Genomic DNA, 21,181 nt, shown 5'->3' with positions numbered 1-21,181 from the left:
ATTGAGATAGAAGGGATGTGGTTTGATGCCATGTCCCTTTTTTTGTTAAACTCCGCCCGATGTTTAATAACCGCAAAGTCATAAACATAATAGCAATTGCCAAGTTAGTGGCTTTTTTTGTTGTTTTGCTTTTGATATGTGTAAACAATTATTATTGCTTTGTTTGTTGCTGAATGCCGGCCTGGTGTTTGGGCAGGAGGGCTGGAAGTTGAGTGTGGTGAAGGATGAAATTAGTATTTATACCCGCCCGGTTGTTAATTCTAAAATTAAGGCTATTAAGGTTGAGTGTAGTTTGCCGGTAAGGCAGGCGCAATTGGTGGCTGCTATATTGGATATTGATAACAGCGGGCAATGGGTTTATCATAGCAAACGCGCCAGTATTATTAAGCGGGTATCGCCTGCGGAATTATATTATTATGCCGAGGTAGCTGTACCCTGGCCTGCCGAGAACAGGGAATATGTGGCTCATATTATGGTGAACCAAAACACTAAAACAAAAGTGATAACTATTGATGCGCCCTGCGTAACGGGTATGGTGGCCGGCAAAATTAACGTTGTACGCATTACCCACTCTATAGGTAAATGGGTAATAGGCGCTTACCAAAACAATGCTATTAAAGTAAGTTACGAACTAGAGGTTGACCCTGCCGGCTCGGTACCGGCGTGGTTGGTAAACGCATTTGCTACACAAGGGCCAATGGAAACCTTTGAGCGCTTGAAACGGTATCTGCAAAAAAAAGAGTATAGGGATGTTAAGCTGGATTATTTGCAGGATTAAGTTTTTGTTTGGTATAACACAGCAAACCACGTACAAGTTTAATGCTCCCGCGTTAATGTTTTTTTTGATACTTAGCTTAATTGCTGCTTGTTAAAGCAGGCTCGTTTAATTTGTAATTTTTGCCTTTCGCATCTTTAAGGCTGTCGGGTATTATGGTTGGGGCGGTTTTTATTTGTTTTAGGGCAAGGTCGGCTTTCTTCCAGTCGTCGGGGTATTTATTGGCGAGGGTTAGGGTATCGGCTTTGTTGTAAAATTTGAGGATGTTGTTTTGCAGGTCATCCGTAAGGTTATCGTATTTTACTTTTTGCAGGTTAATTAATAAATCGCAATAGGTTTTATCGGCAAGGCCGTATTCGCCAACGGTGGTAGGCTGGCCGGTATCGTAATCAACATCTAGTAATTCTAACCTGTGGTTGTGCAATTGGGTTAAGGCAGCATCATAATGTACCAGTACGCTATCAAAACTATGAATAAACAGCTTTTCGCCTTCGGGACTAATTACCTGGAACTTTAAAGCCTTTAAGGGCCCCACTTTAGGTAAAATGGTAATAATAAATGATAGTACCCGGGCACTAAAGCCGGGCCGCTGCCTATCGGACCCAAACTCTTTGTAATACTTTTTACGGCTTAGTTTGTAATGAAATTTACGACTGGTTATGGTTGGGTTAAGTTTTTTGATGTCGTCTTTTTTAAGGACCCAGGCCGCCCTGGTTACGGTGGGCATTAGTTTGTTAACCGTCCACCTAAAGGTTGATATGGCAAGGCCCATATCGCCAAAAACATCGTTAATATCGTTACCGTAGGTTTTTAAAAAAGCGCGTTCCAATACCGGGCGCGAAATTTCGAAACCGATAAAATCGTGATAAGCCTGCGACGCGTAATTGCCTCGGGCCAGTTGCAGTACATCAAAAGATATTTCGACTTTGCTATGGCTGGCGTGGTTTTCTTCGTAGGTAACTACGGGGCCATATTTTTTTTTCATATTGGGGTAAACCAAAGGCACCACATGGTTGGTGCCTATAGAGTGGCCGTACCTATCGGCCATATAATGGCAAAGTGTGCCCAGGGCAAAGGCGTATTCGTTTATGTTTTGCGCTTCGGCTATCATGTTTTCTACAAAATCGCCGGTGCGTACATAATGTGCCAGGTTTGTAAAATATGCGCTGCCAAAGGGCGAGTAGCCGATATCGGCAATAAGGCAGCCGCCGTAGGCGTATGCATGGGCTTTGAGCAGTTCGTCGGGCGTGGCTGCCGGAAATTTTGCTTTAAGCAGCGGTTTAATGCTTTTGTCCCAACTGGCATCAATTAAAGCTTCGTGGGTTAAAATTGAATAGGCCTGGCTTGAACAGGGCAACAGGATAAAGAGGAGTAACAGGATAGGGCGCTTACAAGTTATGGTGAACGGCATTGTAAAAGGTTTGAAAAAGTACCTAATAAAACATTTAAAACGCAAATTGTTTGATGTAACTTAACTTAAACATAACCATTAGCTAACGCAACTTGCCATGTATTGAGCTTGGTTTGATAAGCCATTGTATGCGCCGCACTGGTTGACGGCATAATTTGGTAACTAATGGCATTTAATAGCTGCACTTGCTTTTTAAATGCCTTAAAACTTGCGTTTCCGTTAAATAAAACCAGTTGTATTTGCGGGTGGGTTTTAAACAGTGCTTCAAAATTGTTTACTACGCCGTTTTTTATGTTGGCGTCTAAACTACCCTGGCGTTCGCAGCTTTCAAAAACATCCCAGAGGGCAATTTTATTGGCTTGCAGCAGGCTTGTTTTTTCGTGATAATTGGTTAATGCCTCGCCCGAATTATAAACATCGGACATGATTTTCCAGAAGGCATTTTGTTTGTTGGCATAGTATTGCTGCTCGGTTAATGAGCGTTCGCCGGGCATGGAGCCTAAAATTAGTATTTGTGAGTTGGCATCAATAACGGGTTTAAAGGCAGTTTTAATCAAATTCATCGCCAACGCTTTCCCTTAAATCATACAAAAGCCATTGCTTGTTGGTAATGGCTTTGGTTTTACTTTTTAGCAGTTTAATAAAATCGGCCACGCCAAGGGGCTCGTTACCGTTGCCGTGTATCAATACTATGCTGCCGGCTTGTGGTTGCTGGCCCTTGGCCAGCCAGGCATCGGTCCCTATGGGTATTAAACCAAAGCTGGTGATGCTGGTAACCAACTGTTCGTCGGATATTAATCCCGGAAAGCGGAAAAACGCCGACGGTAGCAGTCCGTTTTTAAGCATGGCTTTTTCGGTTTCGGTAACTTCGTAATAAATATCGGTTCCGCTTTCCAGCAAAAAGTTTTGTTTAAGCGGCAGGTTTTTGCTTACGCGATGATTGTAGGAGTGATTGATCCAGGTGATGTAGATCTCGTTTTTCAACTGCATTTGTTTAAGCCAGGCCAAATCCTGCGGGTGCTGTTTCATCCAAATGCCGGTAATTGAAAGGGCTATGGGCACCGGGCGCTCTACTTTTTGAAATTGCTCAAAAATATCGGTAAATATCCGTTTATCTAATGGCCGGTGCGAGGGGCATAGGTCGGCCGTTAGGGTGATACCTGTTTCTTTAGGCATTCCGCTTTGTATACCGGCATCCTGTATCGATTTCGAGTTTTTTTCGGCCTTATCAATAGCCTTTACATAGGGCGTTGCCTGGTAATATTTACGGGCCTCGGTAAGCGTGAGCGGGGTAACGGTGTAGAGCGAAATCTCGTCGGTTTTGGTTTCCAGCGAATGCGGTTCAACCATAAGCAGGTATGTTTTGCCCTGGCTTTCAAACTTGCGCATAATAAGCCAGTCCTGCGTGTTGCGTTTGGCCGAACCGTAATATACCTTGTAGTTTTTTATATCGCGGTAGGTTATTTGGGCTGATGCCGCAAACCGGATGGCGGACAAAATAACGACCAGAAAAAAAAGCTTTTTAATCATTTCACAAAAAAAATATAAAATAATGGCTTAAACCATATGCACTATAATTATGTTTAGCAATAGTAAATATTTTATCTTTACCGCCATGACTCATCTCTCCGTCAATATCAATAAAATTGCCACTTTGCGTAATTCGCGCGGCGGTAATAACCCCGATGTTATTAAAGTGGCCCTTGACTGCGAACGTTTTGGTGCCGAAGGTATAACAGTACACCCCCGCCCGGATGAGCGCCATATACGCTACCAGGATGTTGACGATCTGAAAAAAGTAATTAAAACCGAATTTAATATTGAAGGTAACCCGGTTGAAGATTCGTTTATGAAACTGGTGCTTAATAACCGCCCTGCGCAGGTAACACTGGTGCCTGATGCCCTCGGCCAAATTACATCTAACCATGGTTGGGATACTATTGAGCATCAATCGTATTTAAAGGAAATTATATCGGAGTTTCAACTGGCGGGCATAAGGGTATCTATTTTTGTTGACCCGATAGCCGAAATGGTTGAGGCCGCCGCCACAACCGGCACCAACCGCATTGAACTTTATACCGAAGCCTACGCCAGTGGCTACCACGCCGACCGTTTAAAAGCTATTGCCCCTTATATAGAAGCCGCCAAAGTTGCACAGCAAGTTGGCCTTGGCCTAAATGCCGGGCACGACCTTGACCTGCACAACCTAAAATACTTTGCCCAAAATATTGAGGGCTTGCAAGAAGTTAGCATTGGCCACGCCCTGGTATGCGATGCCCTTTACTACGGGTTGGAAAACACTATTCAAATGTATTTGAGGCAATTGGCGGTGTGAGATTGAAAAGGTGAATTGTCTATAGAAAAAGTAGTGTTTCAACTTCGTTTTTAATTAGTTATTATCTGGTAAAACCATTGTCAGTATTTGCTGTACGGTTGGGATAGGATTTGGATTTGTTTACCTTTGCGGCATAAAATACTCTGACCCCATTTCATGAAATTAAATATCGATTACCAGGAAAAATTTCAGCAAAGACACATCGCTCCAAATGAAGCCGACACCGCCGAAATGCTGCAAACTGTTGGTGTAAAAACCATTGACGAATTGATTAGCCAAACGGTTCCTCAAAAAATCCGTCTTAAAGCTCCGCTAAACTTGCCTGTTGCTAAAAGCGAATTTGATTATCTGAATGATTTAAAGCAAACAGCATCAAAAAATAAGGTTTTTAAAAGCTATATCGGCCAGGGTTATTATGATGTGATATTGCCGGGCGTTATACAACGTAATATTTTAGAAAACCCGGGATGGTACACGCAATACACGCCCTACCAGGCCGAAATTGCACAAGGGCGTTTGCAGGCCTTGCTTAATTTCCAAACGATGGTGTTGGATTTAACCGGGATGGAAATTGCCAACGCTTCGTTGTTAGACGAAGGTACCGCTGCCGCCGAAGCTATGTTTATGCAATACAGCTTACGCAAAAATCAGCAAGCTAACATCTTTTTCGTTTCGCAGGAGTTGTTTCCGCAAACTATCGATATTTTAAAAACACGCTCGCAGCCTTATGGTATTGAGCTGCAAATTGGCGATCACCGTGAGGTTGAACTGAACGAGCAAATGTTTGGTGCCATTGTGCAATACCCTGCCGGGGGCGGTGCCGTCTATAATTACAGCAGTTTTGCTGCCGATGCACACGCTAAAGGCATTAAACTAACCGTTGTTGCCGATTTAATGAGCCTGGTGCTGTTAACTCCGCCGGGTGAGTGGGGTGCCGATATTGTTGTAGGTACCTCGCAGCGGTTTGGTGTGCCAATGGGTTTTGGTGGCCCGCATGCTGCCTTTTTTGCCACTAAAGACGAATATAAACGATCGATGCCGGGGCGTATCATTGGCGTAACTATTGATAGTGCCGGTAACTATGCTTTACGCATGGCGCTGCAAACCCGCGAGCAGCACATCCGCAGGGATAAGGCAACATCAAATATATGTACCGCGCAGGCACTGCTGGCTATTATGGCGGGCATGTATGCCGCGTACCATGGCCCTAAAGGTTTAAAATTAATAGCCGAAAGGATACACGGCTTAACCATACTGTTATCAAAAAGTTTAACTGCTTTAGGTTACACGCAACTGAATGATGTTTATTTTGACACCCTTAAATTTGAATTAGGCGAGTTAGCCAAGCCAATACACGGGCAAGCCATTAATAACGAAATGAACCTGCATTACACAGGCACAGCCGTTACCATTAGCTTAGACGAAACTACATCTGTTGAAGATGTTAAAACCATAATTAGGTTTTTTGCCAAAGTAAAGGCTATTAACGTTAGTGATATTGGTTTTGACGAATTAAAGGCCGATATTAAAACCGTGATACCTGCCCAATTGCAGCGTACATCGGCTTACTTAACTCACCAGATTTTTAATGCGTACCATTCGGAACACGAAATGTTGCGTTATATTAAATCGCTTGAGGCTAAAGATCTGTCGCTTTGCCACTCGATGATAGCTTTGGGTTCGTGTACCATGAAACTGAATGCTACTACCGAAATGGTGCCGGTAACCTGGACCGAGTTTAGCAAAATGCACCCTTTTGCACCTGTTGACCAGGTGGGAGGTTACATGGAGATATTTGACGAGTTGAACAAATGGCTTAGCGAAATAACCGGCTTTGCAGCCATGAGTTTGCAGCCCAATGCGGGTGCGCAAGGCGAGTATGCCGGTTTGATGGTGATACGCGCCTACCACATGGATAGGGGAGACAGTCATCGTAATATTGCTTTGATACCATCGTCGGCACATGGTACTAACCCGGCTTCGGCGGCTATGGCCGGTATGAAAATTGTGGTGGTGAAGTGCGACGATAACGGTAATATTGACGTTGCCGATATGCGGGCCAAGGCCGAGCAGTATAAAAACAACCTCTCGTGCCTGATGGTGACCTATCCATCAACTCATGGTGTGTTTGAAGAATCGATTATCGAGATATGCCAAATCATCCATGAAAATGGGGGTCAGGTTTATATGGATGGTGCTAACATGAATGCGCAGGTTGGGTTAACCAGTCCGGCTAATATTGGTGCCGACGTTTGCCACTTAAACCTGCATAAAACGTTTTGCATACCACACGGCGGCGGTGGCCCTGGCATGGGGCCAATTGGCGTGGCTAAACACCTTGTTCCGTATTTACCGGGGCATGCCGTTGTTGATATTGATAACGGTAAGGCTATACACGCAGTTTCGTCGGCACCATGGGGTTCGGCGTCTATCTTGCTCATCTCGCATGCTTATATTGCCATGATGGGGCCCGATGGTTTAACCCAGGCCACTAAATATGCTATATTAAATGCCAACTATATTAAGGCCCGGTTAGAAAAACACTTCCCTGTACTGTATTCGGGAGCTAATGGCCGTTGTGCGCACGAAATGATATTGGACTGCCGTGCATTTAAAGCCTTAGGTATTGAAGTAACCGATATAGCTAAACGCCTGATGGATTACGGTTTCCATGCGCCAACGGTTTCTTTCCCGGTAGCGGGTACGCTGATGGTTGAGCCAACGGAATCGGAACCGAAACACGAGCTGGATAGGTTTTGCAACGCTATGATAGCCATTCGCCACGAAATTGAGGATGTAGAAAAAGGTGTTATTGATAAAACAGATAACCCATTAAAAAATGCGCCGCACACTGCCGCCGTTATTACGGGTAACGAGTGGGAGCACCCTTATACACGCCAAAAAGCGGCTTTCCCGTTAGCATATGTGGCTGCGCATAAATTTTGGCCATCGGTTGGCCGGGTTAATGATACCTATGGCGACAGAACGCTGATATGTACCTGCCCACCAATTGAGGAATACGAGTTTGAAGAAAGCGCTATTGAATAGAAGCAAGAGGTTATGGAGGAGAGGCAAGAGGTTAGAATCAGGAATCAAGATAGAAGGAAATGCCGTTTTAGTTGGTAATGAACGCGGAATGGCAAATTTGATATTATGAGGTAGATTTGTATGTTCGATTTTTAAAAGCGTGTGTTCGACATTTATTATCATCTTTTACTAAACTACATTGAGCAATAAGCCATTAATAGCATTAACGCCGCCAACGCCCTATTACGCTGTGATTTTTTCGTCGGTAAAAAATGTGGACGATGGCGGCTATAATGATATGGCTACCGAAATGGCTAAGCTGGCCAGCGAGCAGGAAGGGTTTTTAGGGGTAGAATCGGCACGGAACGAGGTGGGGATAACGGTTTCGTACTGGAAATCGTTGGAGGCGATAAAAAACTGGAAGGCTAATACCAGGCATTTAGTAGCACAAAAGCAGGGCCGCGAAATGTGGTACGCAAATTACAAGGTGAGGATTTGCCTTGTTGAGCACGATTATCAATTTTAAATTAATACTATTTAGCGCAGAAGCAATTTAAAAGATGTTTTTTACCAAATTTTAGTAACTTAGTTAAACCTTTTAATTGCAATTGCCGTATACCGAATTATGACTATAAATACTAAAGCTGTAAGTATTCTTTTGGTTGACGATGATGAAATCAATAATTTCATCTCTGTTAAACTGATTAAAAAGACCTTGCTTAATACCGAGATCAGCACATGCTTGAATGGCAAATTTGCAATTGAGCAATTAGTTGAGATACAGGGAAAAAACCCGGATAGCCTTCCGGATTATATTTTGCTGGATATTAACATGCCGATTATGAATGGCTGGGAGTTTTTAGAAGAGTATCAAAGGTTAAATATCGACCCCAACGGAAAGAGCAAGATATATATCATCTCGTCGTCGGTGTTTAATAACGATATTAACAAGGCGAAATCGTACTCGCTTGTTAAAGATTTTATATCAAAACCTTTAAGTGTTGATAAGATAAAAGAGGTACTTAACCTGGCTCAAACCAATTAAACGGGTATTACCCTAAAGGTTTCGTTTTCGTATTCAACCCTACCAACCGGATTTTTTTTAGCATGATAAAAAAGGCATGTCCTGTTTTCGGCTGCTGCTACTTTGCCATATATTTCGCGTAGCTCCATAGCTTTGCGGCCATCGTAATCATACTTTGCGATAAACTTTCTGAGCAATTGCTCGGGCTCAGGAAGTTCGTCGCCGCCAAAAAATACTTTTTCGCCGTTTTCTTCCAATAAAAATACCTGGTGAAAGGGGCAGTGCCCTCCTGATAGCTGGTAGCTTATGCCTGCTTTTAACTCGCCGTCGCCTTCGGTAAAAGTGAAATTGGCCGACCGCTGTAGAACCTCAAAAATAGATTGATGGTATGATGATGATTTTCCCTGAAAGGCAAATTCCCATTCGCTGCGTTGCACCACATGCTCGGCATCCGGGAACGAGGGCTCCCATTTTCCGTTTCGTTCAACAACCAGGCCGCCGCTATGATCGTAATGCAGGTGCGACATTAATACCAACGTAACATCATCGGGCTCAAAGCCTGCATTGCGTATGTTTTGATGCACCACTAACTTATCCTGGTTGTTTTTAAAGCCCAGGCCGGCATCAAAAAGTATGAGGTCGTTATCGGTTTTAACCAAAAATGGGTTTACGTGGATAAATAATGAACCTGGCCTTTCGGAAACTTTATTAATGTTAGGATCAAAAGGAATAAACTTTTTTGTGGCGTCAACCGAGTATGAGCCTTCTTTGAGTGGAAAAATTTGCATTGTATAACAACGGATTGTGAGTAATTAAGTAGCTAATACTATCCAATTAATAACTCAATAACTATCTTTACTGTTTCAACAGCTAAGATATGCAAAAAAGATGGTCGATGAAGGTGAAGCCCGGTGATGAAGGCATTAAAAAATTATCGACCGAACTAAATATTGATGAAGTTTTAAGTACCCTGCTGTTGCACCGCGATATTACATCGCTGGAGGAAGCCCGGTTTTTTTTTCGCCCGGATATTAATTATCTGCACGATCCTTTTTTAATGAAGGATATGGAGAAGGCCATTTTGCGGATAGAGCAGGCTTTTGTCGCCGGCGAGAAAATTATGATTTACGGCGATTATGATGTTGACGGAACAACATCGGTAGCGTTAGTTTATAGCTTTTTCAAAAACTATTACGCCAAACTGGATTATTATATACCCGACCGTTATAAGGAAGGTTACGGCATATCAACCCAGGGGATTGACTTTGCTAAAGAGCATGGCTTTAGCCTCATTATAGCGCTGGATTGTGGTATAAAATCGGTTGATAAAATTGCCTATGCTAACGAGTTGGGTGTTGATTTTATTATATGCGACCACCATACTCCCGGCAGCGAAATACCCGCCGCCGTTGCCGTGCTTGATCCAAAACGCCCGGATTGTGAATACCCTTACAAAGAACTTTCGGGCTGTGGCATTGGCTTTAAGCTGATACAAGCTTACGCACAAAAAAACGATATTCCGTTTGAGCAATTAATGAGTTACCTTGAATTGGTTGCCATTAGCATTGCCTGCGATATTGTACATATTACAGGCGAAAACCGCGTTTTAGCTTATTTTGGACTGCTGAAAATTAACAGCGACCCTTGCATTGGTGTAAAAACCTTAATGCTTGCCGCAGGCAGAACGGAAAACTATACCATATCAGACATTGTATTTACCATTGGCCCCCGCATTAACGCCGCCGGGCGTATTGATGATGCCAAACATGCTGTAGAACTATTAATAGCTTGCAGCGATGAAGTGGCGGCGGCCAAAGGATCCATTATTAACCTCAAAAACATTGAGCGCAAGGAGCACGACCTGAATATTACCGACGAGGCTTTGAGCATGATTGACCGCGACCCGGCAATGATAGCACGAAAATCGACAGTGGTATTTAATGCTGAATGGCATAAGGGGGTTATCGGTATTGTGGCATCGCGGTTAACCGAAAAATATTATCGCCCAACTATTGTTTTAACTCGCTCAAACGGGCATGTGGCAGGTTCGGCGCGGTCGGTTTACGGGTTTGACCTTTATGAAGCTTTATGCGGATGCAGTGATTTGCTAATACAGTTTGGCGGCCATAAATATGCCGCCGGCCTAACTATGACACCCGAAAACGTAGAGGCTTTTAGCACCCGTTTTGAGCAGGTAGTTAACGCCAGCATTACCGACGAAATGCTGATACAGGAGATACGGATTGATGCCGAACTGAAACTTAAACAAATTGACGCCAAATTTTTTAGGATACTTAACCAGTTTGCGCCCTTTGGGCCCGAGAATATGTCGCCGGTTTTCATCACAAAAAATGTGTATGTTAGCGGTAACGCCAGCCTGGTTGGCGCCAACCATATTAAAATGACCGTTATACAAGAAGGTTCGGCAAGTTTTGATTGTATTGCTTTTAACATGGGCGAATATTTGCCTAAAATTGCCAAAGGTATACCGTTTGATATTTGTTATACCATTGAAGAGAACGTGTGGCGCGATAAACGCAGTATACAACTAAATATAAAGGGGATAAGGTAGAAGCCCCACCCAAACTTCCCCGGAAGGGATAGCCCCACCCAACGCTCCCCAGAAGGGAGGGCTTAAAAGGACTGGGGTTGGAGGGATAGTTATAAAGAGTGTACAATTAACAAAGTGTTCCCCTAAAGGGAACTGAAAAATGAATTAAAATAAAAAATCTCCCCTACCGGGGGAGATTTAGAGGGGGCTATATGATATTACGTGCTGATAATTTAGTTAAGAGATACAAAAAACGCACCGTTGTAAACGATGTATCGTTTAATGTGGCCCAAGGCGAAATAGTGGGTTTGCTTGGCCCTAACGGTGCGGGTAAAACCACATCGTTTTATATGATAGTTGGTTTGATAAAGCCTAACGAGGGCCATATTTATTTGGACGACGAAGAGATAACCAACGATGCCATGTACCGCAGGGCGCAAAAGGGGATAGGTTACCTGGCCCAGGAGGCATCGGTATTTAGGAAATTGACGGTTGAGGATAATATTAGGGCCATTTTGGAGATGGGCAAATTAAACAAGGCCGAGCAAAAAGATAAGCTTGAAGAATTGATAGACGAGTTTAGCCTGCATAAAGTGCGCAAAAACCAGGGCGACCTGCTATCGGGAGGTGAACGCCGCCGTACCGAAATAGCCCGCGCCTTAGCCGCCGACCCTAAATTTATTTTACTGGATGAGCCATTTGCCGGGGTTGACCCTATTGCCGTGGAAGAGATACAGGCTATTGTTGCCAGGTTACGCCACCGTAATATTGGCATTTTAATAACCGACCACAACGTGCAGGAGACACTATCCATAACCGATAGGGCCTATCTGTTGTTTGAAGGCAGGATATTAGAATCGGGCGTGCCCGAAGTTTTGGCCGAGAACGAGATGGTGCGCAAGGTATATCTTGGCCCTAATTTTGTACTGAAACGCAAGACATTCGCTGTTTGAGAAGAGTCAAGAAGCAAGAAGTAAGATGCAAGAGGGATTGAAGAATAGAAGTAAGAGTCAAGATGCAAGAACCAAGATGAGAAATTAAGTAGAAGAATTAACAGTTAGGGCCTGAGTGCAAGAATTAAGACATATAAAGTTTGAAGGGTAAGAATCTATTTCCTGTTCATCTTTATTTCATATATGTTTATTAATCTTGGTTCTTGCATCTTGACTCTTGCTTCATCTTACCCAAAAAATATGACACTCGTAAACTCCGTAGTAGCTTGGTTCATGAAAAAGCGTATCCACCAGATAGAGCTTTTTCAAAAATTTCCGAACGAGGTACAGGAGGAGTGGTTTGAACAATTGATAGCCAGTGCCGAAAATACCGAGTGGGGCCGCGAACACAATTACCGCAATATTGAAAATGTAAGGCAGTTTAAAAACCAGGTGCCTATACAAACCTACGATACGCTTAAACCTTACATTGAGCGGATGATAAAGGGCGAGCAAAACGTACTTTGGCCGTCGGAAATTAAGTGGTTTGCCAAATCATCGGGTACTACAAACGACAGGAGCAAGTTTATCCCGGTGAGCGAAGAATCGCTGGAAGAATGCCACTTTAAGGGCGGCAAGGATATGCTTACCCTTTTTTATAATAACCGGCCCGACGGGCAAATATTTAACGGCAAGGCACTTACACTGGGTGGTAGCCATCAAATTAGTCCGTTAAATAATGCTACTTCTTTTGGCGATTTATCGGCAGTAATTATAAACAACCTGCCTTTGTGGGCGCAAATACACCGCACGCCCGATATTTCTATCGCCCTGATGGAAGACTTTGAGGAGAAGATAGAGAAAATGGCCTGGGCCACTATTGACGAAAATGTAACCTGCCTGAGCGGCGTACCTACCTGGAATATTATTTTATGCAAACGCATTCTCGAAATTACGGGCAAAAAAAACCTGCTGGAGGTATGGCCCAATATGGAACTTTACTTTCATGGAGCGGTAAACTTTACGCCTTACCGGGAACAGTTTAAAAAACTGATACCCAAAAGCGATATGTATTACCTGGAAACTTACAATGCATCCGAAGGGTTTTTTGGCCTGCAGGATTTGGAAGAACCCGGCGATATGCTGCTGATGCTGGATTACGGCATTTATTACGAGTTTTTACCGATAGAACATTTGTTTGACGACCAGCCCGATACCTTAACTTTAGATGAGGTTGAACTGGATAAAAACTATGCCCTTATTATAAGCACCAACGCCGGGCTTTGGCGTTACCAAATAGGCGATACCATACGTTTTACCTGCCTATCGCCATACCGTATACAGGTTACCGGCCGTACCAAGCATTTTATGAATGCTTTTGGCGAGGAAGTTATTATTGATAATGCCGAGCGCGCTTTAAGCGAAGCCTGCCGCCAAACCGGGGCAATTATTAAAGAGTACACGGCGGCGCCTATCTATTTTTCGGACAGTGAGTGTGGCGGTCACGAATGGATTATTGAATTTGAAAAGCGCCCCGCCGAGTTTGAACGTTTTGTTGATTTGTTAGACGAAACCCTGAGGCAAATTAACAGTGATTATGACGCCAAGCGTTTTAAAGATATTGCCCTTAAAAGGCCCGTTGTACATGCCGCGCCGTTAGATACCTTTTTTATTTGGATGAAAGAGCGCGGTAAATTAGGCGGGCAACACAAAGTGCCACGCCTGGCCAATAACCGGGAATATATTGATTCGGTTTTGAGGGTGATGAAACAGGAGTATAGTTCGCTAATACGCTAAAAGGGAGATTGGAGATGAAGATTTGTCAACTTTTTAAAAGTTGACAAATCTATAACTGCAATTGTCTGAACCAGAATTTACAGAATTGAGAAATTTACAGAATTTAATTTCACCATGACTGTCTCTCTTCAGATGTTAAGGATTTTGGCTAATGCTTCAAAAATAATTCTTACTTTATCCCCCTTACATCAAATTGTCCAAATTCCGGGCGGCATTCTGTTAATTCTTAAATTCTGATTAAAGCATTGAAATAATTCTTACTTTATCCCCCTTACCTTTGGTTATTTCGGTTATTATCCTTTATGTTTTTATATTTCGGTATTTATCTCTAAAGGCGCATCGCATAACTGCCATATCTTTACCGCTTCAACGGCTTCTTTAACATCGTGAACACGCAGTATATTGGCTCCTTTGGTTAGGGCAATGGTGTTGAGTGCGGTGGTGCCATTTAGTGCTTCGGCGGCGGTACCGCCTGTTGCCTGGTAAACCATACGCTTGCGCGATACGCCTACTAGTATGGGCAGGCCAAGGCGGTTAAACTCTTGCAGGCGTTGCATTAGGGTGTAGTTATGTGCCTGTTGTTTAGCGAAGCCAAAGCCAGGGTCGATAATTATATCATGTACTCCGAGTGTTTTTAGGGTGTGGTATTGGGTTGTAAAATAGTCGAAGACATCGGCAAAAACGTCATCGTACTGTGCTTGTTTAACCATGTTTTGCGGGTTTCCGCGCATGTGCATCAAAATATAGGGTACCTGTAGTTTGGCAGCGGTGGTAAACATTTGGTCGTCTAAAGTACCGCCGGATATATCATTAATGATGTGCGCACCGGATGCAATAGCTTGCTTTGCTACGGACGAACGGAACGTATCGATAGATAAAACAGCATCCGGAAAACGGCTCACAATAGCTTCCACGGCGGGGAGCAGCCGGTCGGTTTCTTCCTGTACAGATATATCGGTTGCGCCGGGGCGCGATGAATAGGCGCCAATATCGAGTATATGGGCACCATCGGACAGCATTTTTTCGGCTTGCAGCAGGGCTGCTTCGGTGGTTGTTTTGCGGCTATCGGCATAAAACGAATCGGGCGTAATGTTGATAATGCCCATTACCTTTGGCTGTTGCAGGCTTATTAATTTACCTGCTACGTTAAGGGTTGTGTTTTTGCGGAAAAACGTATCTTTAGCCATTGCCGATATTTAAGGGTTGAAATGTTAACTGTGTGTAACACTTCAAAGTTAAAACACTTTACGCTTAAATAAGCTTAAATTAGCAGCAACAAATCAATACAACATCGCGAACGCTAAAGCGTTGCAAAGTAATATAATAAACAGTTTTGGCAAATACAGCACAAGAATACGAAGCAGTTATAAAAGTTTGCAGGGAGCTTTTTTTGAAGAAAACCCGCGATTACGGTACAGCCTGGCGGGTACTGCGTCCCGAATCTGTAACCGACCAGATCTTTATCAAGGCACAGCGCATCCGCACGCTCGAAGAAAAAAAGGTATCGATGGTGGGCGACGATGTGATAGGCGAATACATTGGCATTATTAACTATTGCGTTATCGCGATGATGCAGTTAGAATTAAGGCCCGATGCGCCAATGGAACTATCGGCAGAGGAAGTTAGCAAGCTTTACGACCTGAAAGTTACCGAAACCGAGGAACTGATGTTTGCCAAAAACCACGACTATGGCGAAGCCTGGCGCGATATGCGGATAAGCTCGTTAACGGATTTGATACTCATGAAGCTGCTTCGCGTAAAGCAAATTGAAGATAACAAGGGTTTAACCGTGGCTTCCGAAGGGGTAAAGGCCAATTACCAGGATATGCTTAACTACGCGGTTTTTGCGTTGATTAAGAGCCCCCCAACCCCCTAAATGGGGAGTATTAACACAAAGGATAATAACAATGAAAGACATACATAATAATAAGAATACGTTAAATAAGCTCCCCCTTCACGGGGCGGTGGGGGCTGGGCTATGGGCATGCCGCATATTGGTGGGTGTGCTATTCATTTTTTCGGGACTAATAAAGGCTAACGACCCGCTTGGCTTTTCGTATAAGCTGGAAGAGTATTTTGAGGTGTTTCATATGACCTTCTTCAGCCATTTTTCGGTTAGTATGGCCATATTTTTATGCGCCCTCGAAATGTTTTTTGGCTTTGCCTTGCTCATAGGTGCTTACAGTAAACAAATTGCGTGGGGGCTTTTGCTGCTCATTATATTTTTTACCTTCCTCACGTTTTATTCGGCTGTTTTCCATGTGGTGCAAACCTGTGGTTGCTTTGGCGATGCTATTGTGCTAACACCCTGGCAGTCGTTTGGTAAAGATATTGTGCTGTTTGTACTCATTATAGGCTTGTTTATCAATCGCGATAAAATACATCCGCTAATTAAAAATTCAAATGCCGAAAAGGGTGTGGTTATTATCGCTACTATACTATCATTTGGTGCTGGCATATACACCTATAACTTTTTACCTGTGATGGACTTTTTGGCCTACAAAGTGGGTGCAAATATTTTAGACGAGATGAAAACGCCTCCCGGTGCCAAGCCCGATGAGTATGAGATGACCTACCACCTCAAAAACAAAAAGACCCGCGAGCTTAAAACCATGAGCAGTACCGAGTATATAAAAAGCAACATCTGGAAAGATACCAACTGGCAAATACAAGGTGAACCCGAAAGTAAACTGATAAAAAAGGGCTTTTCCCCTAAAATTGTTGACCTTACCATTAACGATGCACAAGGCAGCGATTATACGCACGAACTGTTGTCAAATCCCTTTTACAACGTAATTATTGTAGCCTACAACCTGGATAAAACCAATGTTGCCGCTATTGGCAAGCTCAATGCGCTGGCTCTTAACTTAACGCAAAATTACAATATCCGCACGGTGCTGCTAACATCCAACTCAGCTAAAGATGCCGAGGCATTTAGTAAGGCCAATCATTTTTTTAGTGAGATATTTTACGCCGATGAGGTGCCACTTAAAAGCATGGTACGCGCAAACCCCGGTGTACTGTTGATGAAAAACGGCACCATAATAAATAAATGGCACTTTAATACCGTGCCTACTTATGATAACATTGTTAACCAATATTTGGACAAACATTAAACCATGCTAAACTATGCCCTGCGTAAATTAGGTTACGGACTGGCGGTAATGCTGGGTGTGGTGGTAGTGGTGTTTTTTTTGTTTAACGTACTCCCGGTTGACCCGGCGAGGATGACGCAGGGGCAGCGGGCCGATGTGCAATCGTTACAAGCGGTGCGTAAGGAGTTTGGTTTAGATAAATCCATCCCGATGCAGTTTGCTTATTACCTTAACGATTTATTGCCCATAAGCATACACGGCAATAATGCTGAAGAGAAAAGCCGTTACCATTATGTAAAGCTGTTACCTGTTTCAAAGAATAATGTTTTGGCACTTAAATGGCCCTACCTTCGCCGATCATACCAAACCCGTAAGGATGTATCGGCCACGCTGTTGGATGTGATACCAAACACATTAATACTGGCAACCGCAGCCATGATATTTGCTACCTTGATAGGCATATTGCTTGGCGTAATATGCGCAGTTAATAAAAATACCTGGATTGATAAATTATCAGTTGGCTTCTCCATCATCGGCGTTTCGGCACCGTCGTTTTTCGCGGGGATATTGATAGCCTGGGTTTTTGGCTTTGTGCTGAGTAAATACACCGGGCTCAATATGTCGGGCAGTTTATATAGTTACGATCCCTTTAAGGGCGAAGTACTTACCCTAAAGAATTTAATTTTACCCATGATTACTTTGGGCTTGCGCCCCCTGGCAATTATTGTGCAGCTAACCCGCAGCGCCATGCTGGATGTTTTAGGGCAAGACTATATACGAACTGCCCGGGCAAAAGGCTTAAATGATACAGCCATAGTTTACAAACACGCGCTTAAAAACGCTTTAAACCCTGTTGTAACGGCCATAGCATCGTGGTTTGCATCGTTATTGGCGGGTTCGTTTTTTGTAGAATACATTTTTGGCTACAACGGCCTGGGCAAAGCCACGGTTAATGCTTTAGATACGTCCGACTTTCCGGTGGTAATGGGCTCCATATTGTTTATTGCTTTAATTTTTGTGGTGATTAACATTTTGGTTGATCTGCTTTATGCTGTTATTGACCCCCGGGTAAAGCTGGTGTGATTTTGTAATAGCGAATTATATTCTATTTTTGGCGCATGTTACCTCATACCCCTTCACAAAGCAATCAAAACTTAGGCTTAATTTTCCTTGTAGGTTTTATGGGCTGCGGCAAAACTACCCTGGGCCGCAAACTGGCCAACCGTTTAGGGTACGAATTTATTGATTTAGACGAAGTGCTGGAAATGCAAGAGGAGATAACCATTGCCGAATACTTTAGCAAGCACGGCGAAGGCAGTTTTCGGCAATTAGAATCGCAATTGTTAAAGCAAACCAAATATCCTGAAAATGCCATCGTATCAACAGGCGGGGGCTTACCTTGCTTTTTTGATAATATGGATTGGATGAACCAAAATGGCAAAACCTTTTATGTTAAACTATCGCCTAAAACATTGGCTGAACGATTGGAAAACGGTAAGGCCGAACGCCCGTTACTTCGTGAAAAGCATGGCGATGAGCTTGTAGAGTTTATACGCGAAAAGCTGGTTGAACGCGAGGTGTTTTATAACCGGGCCACCTTTGTAGTTGAGGGCCTAAGCCTCAATGCCGAAAAGGCCGCAGACATCATCAAAGCTTAACTACCTCAAATAAACTGCGTCCTCTTCGCCGGGTTCATTAAGTACCACATCAACATGCTCCTTTAGTACTGTTGATAGTGCTATGCCGGTAAAATCGGTAGCTATCGGGAATATTTTGTGGTTACGGTCTATCAGTACCAAAGTCCGCATCTTTTTTAGCGGAACATCTAAAAATACACCTAAACCATAGGCCAGTGTTTTACCGCTGCTCAATACATCGTCAACCAAAATAATAACCTTATTGGTACATTCCTCTATGTCAACATTTATTTTTGCTTTGAGCGACGAGCTGTTTTTATCCAAATCGAGTGTAATCAGTTTGCTTTTAAATGGCGCAATGCCATCTAAAATAAGTTTTAACCTTTCGGCTACAAAGTTGCCACGGGGCAGTATACCGGCTATAATAATGTCGTCCTCGTCCAGGTTATCTTCTAAAACCTGGTAAGCCATACGGTCAATTTTTTGCTGTATCTGCTGTTTGTTTAATACGAGGATCTTTTTATCGGGCATGGTATTGATAGCTTGTATTCTTTCTTGTTCAAATTATTACGCTCGAAAAAAAAGCAAAGGCCAAGTGCGATTTGATCTTCCGAACACTGCTAAGGTAATAATTTAGCACATAAATACTAACGCTTAACGTAAGGGTAATATACAAAATTGGCACCTTCGGGCACTATCACAAATACGCACATAAAGTCTTCGGGTTTTTTGTAGGTGCGCAAAAAACGGTCTTTAAGTTCTTTTTTAATCACCCCGGCTTCGGTAAACTCCTCCAGTGTTGATGCATTAATGCTCCAATCGGTATTCAATTCATTGCGGTCGAGTATTACTTCGCCAAGTTTTACCTCGTGTTGGTGTGCTATAAAAATGGGGTACGAAGAAATACCTTCAACCATAATTTCAATGGCAACTTCTTTGATGGATGCGTTATATATCTTCAAATCGCGCTCCAAACTTTTAAGCGGACTTTCCTTTTGCGGCTCGCCGCCTTTCTCGTTTAATAATTCTTCCGGGTCCATGTTTTGTTGGCAATTAACTATACAATTGGCTGTGTACGCAGCACCAGTAAAACCACATTTTCCACGTGCTGTGTATGCGGAAACATGTCTACAGGTTGTATTTTCATTACATCATATTTTTCTTTAAGCACAATTAAATCGCGCGCCTGTGTTGCGGCGTTGCAGCTTACGTAAACAATTTTTTCGGCTTCTATTTCCATCAACCTGTTCACCACGTCGGGGTGCATACCTGCGCGAGGCGGGTCGGTAATAATCACGTCGGGTTTACCGTGTTCTGCAACAAAATCGGCAACCAAAACATCTTTCATATCACCGGCAAAAAATTTGGTGTTGCCAATGTTGTTAATTGCCGAATTAATTTTAGCATCCTCAATAGCCTGTGGCACATACTCAACGCCAATAACCTGTTTAACCATTCCGGCTATAAAGTTGGCTATGGTACCGGCACCGGTGTACAAATCGTAAACTAGTTCGTGGCCCTTAAAACCAGCAAAATCACGCGTTATCTGGTACAGGTTAAGTGCCTGTAGCGAATTAGTTTGATAAAACGATTTTGCCCCAATCCGGAAACGGATCACCTTATCGCCGGCTGGCATCTCCTCATGGATATACTCCGGGCCGCGATAGGCAATAACATCCTGATCAAAAATGGTATCGTTCTTTTTTTGATTAATGATATAAAGCAGCGACGATATTTGCGGAAATTCCTGAGCCACAAAAGCCATCAGGCCATCAATTTCTTCCTGCGCGGCATAGGCAAAAACAACAATTACCATCAATTCGCCCGTGGTTGCCGATGTGCGTATAATAAGGTTACGCAAAGCACCCTCATGTGCGCGCAAATCGTAAAAGCCTAAAAAGTTTTGGCGGGCATAATCGCCAATGCGGTTACGTATCTGGTTTGATGGGTCGGCTTGCAGGTAGCAGTGGTTTATCTCCAGTATCTTATCAAAACGGCCGGGAACGTGGAAACCCAGTGCTTTCATATCTATATCGTCTTCGCGGTTTTCGCCATCATAAAGCCAGCGTTTGTTGCTAAAGGTATACTCAAGCTTGTTGCGGTAATAAACCGTTTGGGCTGACGGTAAAATAGGAACCATGCCATGCAATTCAATTTTAGCCAGGCGTTGCAGCGAATCCGTTACCGATTTTTGCTTGTAAAGCAATTGCGCCTCGTACTCCATGTGCTGCCATTTGCAACCACCGCACACGCCAAAATGTTCGCAAAATGCTTCGGTGCGGTATTGCGATGGTGTAATTAGTTTTTCAATTTTGCCTTCGGCAAAGTTCTTTTTCTTTTTGTAAATGTCAACATCCACCACATCGCCGGGGATAGCCTTTTCAACAAAAAGTACCAGTTCATCGGCCTTGCCAATGCCCTTACCTTCATCGGCAATATCAATAATGGTAACGTTCTCTATAACCTTTTTAGTAAATGCAGTTCTTCTCCCCATAAACTGCAAAGTTAATCTGAAAAATGAAATATGCTAAGTTAAGGCGCAAAATAGCGCAGGCCCTGCCGCGGGGCTTATTAAAAGGTGTAAAGCTTGGCCATCA

Annotated in this window: 20 protein-coding genes; 12 read left to right on the top strand and 8 right to left on the bottom strand. The window is 43.4% G+C overall.

The window, feature by feature from the left end:
- Window positions 1-136 precede the first annotated feature (136 nt).
- Complete coding sequence (locus tag BDD43_RS27555; RefSeq protein WP_121201436.1) at window positions 137-778, top strand: START domain-containing protein; 642 nt, start codon at window positions 137-139, stop codon at window positions 776-778.
- Between the two features lie 76 nt (window positions 779-854).
- On the opposite strand, the gene BDD43_RS27550 is transcribed toward BDD43_RS27555, so the two are convergent.
- From BDD43_RS27550 to BDD43_RS27540, 3 genes are all read right to left on the bottom strand, one after another.
- Window positions 855-2,186: a zinc dependent phospholipase C family protein gene (locus BDD43_RS27550; RefSeq protein WP_121201435.1), complete on the bottom strand. Its 1,332-nt coding sequence runs from the start codon at window positions 2,184-2,186 to the stop codon at window positions 855-857.
- 65 nt (window positions 2,187-2,251) lie between these two features.
- The gene (locus tag BDD43_RS27545; protein WP_121201434.1) at window positions 2,252-2,749 is read right to left on the bottom strand and encodes a DNA-deoxyinosine glycosylase; all 498 of its coding nucleotides are present in this window, start codon (window positions 2,747-2,749) and stop codon (window positions 2,252-2,254) included.
- The gene (locus BDD43_RS27540; RefSeq protein WP_121201433.1) at window positions 2,736-3,716 is read right to left on the bottom strand and encodes a polysaccharide deacetylase family protein; all 981 of its coding nucleotides are present in this window, start codon (window positions 3,714-3,716) and stop codon (window positions 2,736-2,738) included. The genes BDD43_RS27545 and BDD43_RS27540 overlap by 14 nt, the downstream gene beginning before the upstream one ends.
- Window positions 3,717-3,801: 85 nt before the next feature.
- On the opposite strand from BDD43_RS27540, the gene BDD43_RS27535 reads away from it, so the two are divergent.
- The 4 genes from BDD43_RS27535 to BDD43_RS27520 all read left to right on the top strand — a co-directional run bounded on the left by BDD43_RS27535 (window position 3,802) and on the right by BDD43_RS27520 (window position 8,593).
- A complete protein-coding gene (locus tag BDD43_RS27535) occupies window positions 3,802-4,521 on the top strand; it encodes a pyridoxine 5'-phosphate synthase (protein ID WP_121201432.1) in 720 nt (239 codons plus the stop codon).
- A 156-nt stretch (window positions 4,522-4,677) separates the two neighbouring features.
- Complete coding sequence (gene gcvP / locus BDD43_RS27530) at window positions 4,678-7,569, top strand: aminomethyl-transferring glycine dehydrogenase (RefSeq protein WP_121201431.1); 2,892 nt, start codon at window positions 4,678-4,680, stop codon at window positions 7,567-7,569.
- Window positions 7,570-7,747: 178 nt separating this feature from the next.
- Window positions 7,748-8,074 carry an antibiotic biosynthesis monooxygenase family protein gene (locus BDD43_RS27525; protein ID WP_211339744.1) on the top strand — a complete coding sequence of 109 codons (327 nt, stop codon included), beginning with the start codon at window positions 7,748-7,750 and terminating at the stop codon, window positions 8,072-8,074.
- A 99-nt stretch (window positions 8,075-8,173) separates the two neighbouring features.
- The gene (locus BDD43_RS27520; protein WP_121201430.1) at window positions 8,174-8,593 is read left to right on the top strand and encodes a response regulator; all 420 of its coding nucleotides are present in this window, start codon (window positions 8,174-8,176) and stop codon (window positions 8,591-8,593) included.
- Here BDD43_RS27520 and BDD43_RS27515 read toward each other — a convergent pair.
- Window positions 8,590-9,360, bottom strand: coding sequence for an MBL fold metallo-hydrolase (locus tag BDD43_RS27515; RefSeq protein WP_121201429.1), 771 nt, complete (start codon window positions 9,358-9,360; stop codon window positions 8,590-8,592). The two genes, BDD43_RS27520 and BDD43_RS27515, sit on opposite strands and share 4 nt — an antisense overlap.
- A gap of 89 nt (window positions 9,361-9,449) precedes the next feature.
- On the opposite strand from BDD43_RS27515, the gene recJ reads away from it, so the two are divergent.
- The 3 genes from recJ to BDD43_RS27500 all read left to right on the top strand — a co-directional run bounded on the left by recJ (window position 9,450) and on the right by BDD43_RS27500 (window position 13,852).
- Window positions 9,450-11,144 (top strand): single-stranded-DNA-specific exonuclease RecJ, encoded by a 1,695-nt coding sequence (gene recJ / locus BDD43_RS27510; protein WP_121201428.1) that lies wholly within the window; start codon window positions 9,450-9,452, stop codon window positions 11,142-11,144.
- Window positions 11,145-11,335: 191 nt separating this feature from the next.
- On the top strand, window positions 11,336-12,076 hold the full coding sequence (gene lptB / locus BDD43_RS27505; RefSeq protein WP_121201427.1) for an LPS export ABC transporter ATP-binding protein: 741 nt from the start codon (window positions 11,336-11,338) through the stop codon (window positions 12,074-12,076).
- A gap of 240 nt (window positions 12,077-12,316) precedes the next feature.
- A complete protein-coding gene (locus BDD43_RS27500) occupies window positions 12,317-13,852 on the top strand; it encodes a GH3 auxin-responsive promoter family protein (RefSeq protein WP_121201426.1) in 1,536 nt (511 codons plus the stop codon).
- A gap of 308 nt (window positions 13,853-14,160) precedes the next feature.
- Here BDD43_RS27500 and folP read toward each other — a convergent pair whose 3' ends face one another.
- Window positions 14,161-15,039: a dihydropteroate synthase gene (gene folP, locus BDD43_RS27495; RefSeq protein ID WP_121201425.1), complete on the bottom strand. Its 879-nt coding sequence runs from the start codon at window positions 15,037-15,039 to the stop codon at window positions 14,161-14,163.
- A gap of 146 nt (window positions 15,040-15,185) precedes the next feature.
- On the opposite strand from folP, the gene BDD43_RS27490 reads away from it, so the two are divergent.
- From BDD43_RS27490 to BDD43_RS27475, 4 genes are read left to right on the top strand one after another with little or no spacing between them, the layout of a single operon-like run.
- Window positions 15,186-15,728 (top strand): DUF1599 domain-containing protein, encoded by a 543-nt coding sequence (locus tag BDD43_RS27490; protein WP_121201424.1) that lies wholly within the window; start codon window positions 15,186-15,188, stop codon window positions 15,726-15,728.
- 31 nt (window positions 15,729-15,759) lie between these two features.
- Window positions 15,760-16,968 (top strand): BT_3928 family protein, encoded by a 1,209-nt coding sequence (locus BDD43_RS27485; RefSeq protein ID WP_121201423.1) that lies wholly within the window; start codon window positions 15,760-15,762, stop codon window positions 16,966-16,968.
- 3 nt (window positions 16,969-16,971) lie between these two features.
- Entirely contained in the window at window positions 16,972-18,030 is a 1,059-nt protein-coding gene (locus tag BDD43_RS27480; protein WP_121201422.1) for an ABC transporter permease, read from the top strand.
- A 35-nt stretch (window positions 18,031-18,065) separates the two neighbouring features.
- Window positions 18,066-18,605 (top strand): shikimate kinase, encoded by a 540-nt coding sequence (locus tag BDD43_RS27475; RefSeq protein ID WP_121201421.1) that lies wholly within the window; start codon window positions 18,066-18,068, stop codon window positions 18,603-18,605.
- Here the strand turns inward: BDD43_RS27475 and BDD43_RS27470 are convergent, their stop codons facing one another.
- The 3 genes from BDD43_RS27470 to rlmD form a co-directional block, all read right to left on the bottom strand.
- On the bottom strand, window positions 18,606-19,115 hold the full coding sequence (locus tag BDD43_RS27470) for a phosphoribosyltransferase family protein (protein WP_121201420.1): 510 nt from the start codon (window positions 19,113-19,115) through the stop codon (window positions 18,606-18,608).
- 116 nt (window positions 19,116-19,231) lie between these two features.
- Window positions 19,232-19,624 (bottom strand): hypothetical protein, encoded by a 393-nt coding sequence (locus BDD43_RS27465; RefSeq protein WP_121201419.1) that lies wholly within the window; start codon window positions 19,622-19,624, stop codon window positions 19,232-19,234.
- Window positions 19,625-19,641: 17 nt separating this feature from the next.
- Window positions 19,642-21,078 (bottom strand): 23S rRNA (uracil(1939)-C(5))-methyltransferase RlmD, encoded by a 1,437-nt coding sequence (gene rlmD, locus BDD43_RS27460; RefSeq protein ID WP_121201418.1) that lies wholly within the window; start codon window positions 21,076-21,078, stop codon window positions 19,642-19,644.
- Between the last annotated feature and the right edge of the window lie 103 nt (window positions 21,079-21,181).

The organism is Mucilaginibacter gracilis (genome assembly GCF_003633615.1).
Taxonomy (GTDB): domain Bacteria; phylum Bacteroidota; class Bacteroidia; order Sphingobacteriales; family Sphingobacteriaceae; genus Mucilaginibacter; species Mucilaginibacter gracilis.
This window is presented reverse-complemented; position numbering and strand designations above follow the sequence as displayed.

Coding starts and splice junctions, on each gene's coding strand:
- BDD43_RS27555 (WP_121201436.1), top strand. CDS start 137: ATGTGTAAACAATTATTATTGCTTTGTTTGTTGCTGAATGCCGGCCTG.
- BDD43_RS27550 (WP_121201435.1), bottom strand. CDS start 2,186: ATGCCGTTCACCATAACTTGTAAGCGCCCTATCCTGTTACTCCTCTTT.
- BDD43_RS27545 (WP_121201434.1), bottom strand. CDS start 2,749: ATGAATTTGATTAAAACTGCCTTTAAACCCGTTATTGATGCCAACTCA.
- BDD43_RS27540 (WP_121201433.1), bottom strand. CDS start 3,716: ATGATTAAAAAGCTTTTTTTTCTGGTCGTTATTTTGTCCGCCATCCGG.
- BDD43_RS27535 (WP_121201432.1), top strand. CDS start 3,802: ATGACTCATCTCTCCGTCAATATCAATAAAATTGCCACTTTGCGTAAT.
- gcvP (WP_121201431.1), top strand. CDS start 4,678: ATGAAATTAAATATCGATTACCAGGAAAAATTTCAGCAAAGACACATC.
- BDD43_RS27520 (WP_121201430.1), top strand. CDS start 8,174: ATGACTATAAATACTAAAGCTGTAAGTATTCTTTTGGTTGACGATGAT.
- BDD43_RS27515 (WP_121201429.1), bottom strand. CDS start 9,360: ATGCAAATTTTTCCACTCAAAGAAGGCTCATACTCGGTTGACGCCACA.
- recJ (WP_121201428.1), top strand. CDS start 9,450: ATGCAAAAAAGATGGTCGATGAAGGTGAAGCCCGGTGATGAAGGCATT.
- lptB (WP_121201427.1), top strand. CDS start 11,336: ATGATATTACGTGCTGATAATTTAGTTAAGAGATACAAAAAACGCACC.
- BDD43_RS27500 (WP_121201426.1), top strand. CDS start 12,317: ATGACACTCGTAAACTCCGTAGTAGCTTGGTTCATGAAAAAGCGTATC.
- folP (WP_121201425.1), bottom strand. CDS start 15,039: ATGGCTAAAGATACGTTTTTCCGCAAAAACACAACCCTTAACGTAGCA.
- BDD43_RS27485 (WP_121201423.1), top strand. CDS start 15,760: ATGAAAGACATACATAATAATAAGAATACGTTAAATAAGCTCCCCCTT.
- BDD43_RS27480 (WP_121201422.1), top strand. CDS start 16,972: ATGCTAAACTATGCCCTGCGTAAATTAGGTTACGGACTGGCGGTAATG.
- BDD43_RS27475 (WP_121201421.1), top strand. CDS start 18,066: ATGTTACCTCATACCCCTTCACAAAGCAATCAAAACTTAGGCTTAATT.
- BDD43_RS27470 (WP_121201420.1), bottom strand. CDS start 19,115: ATGCCCGATAAAAAGATCCTCGTATTAAACAAACAGCAGATACAGCAA.
- BDD43_RS27465 (WP_121201419.1), bottom strand. CDS start 19,624: ATGGACCCGGAAGAATTATTAAACGAGAAAGGCGGCGAGCCGCAAAAG.
- rlmD (WP_121201418.1), bottom strand. CDS start 21,078: ATGGGGAGAAGAACTGCATTTACTAAAAAGGTTATAGAGAACGTTACC.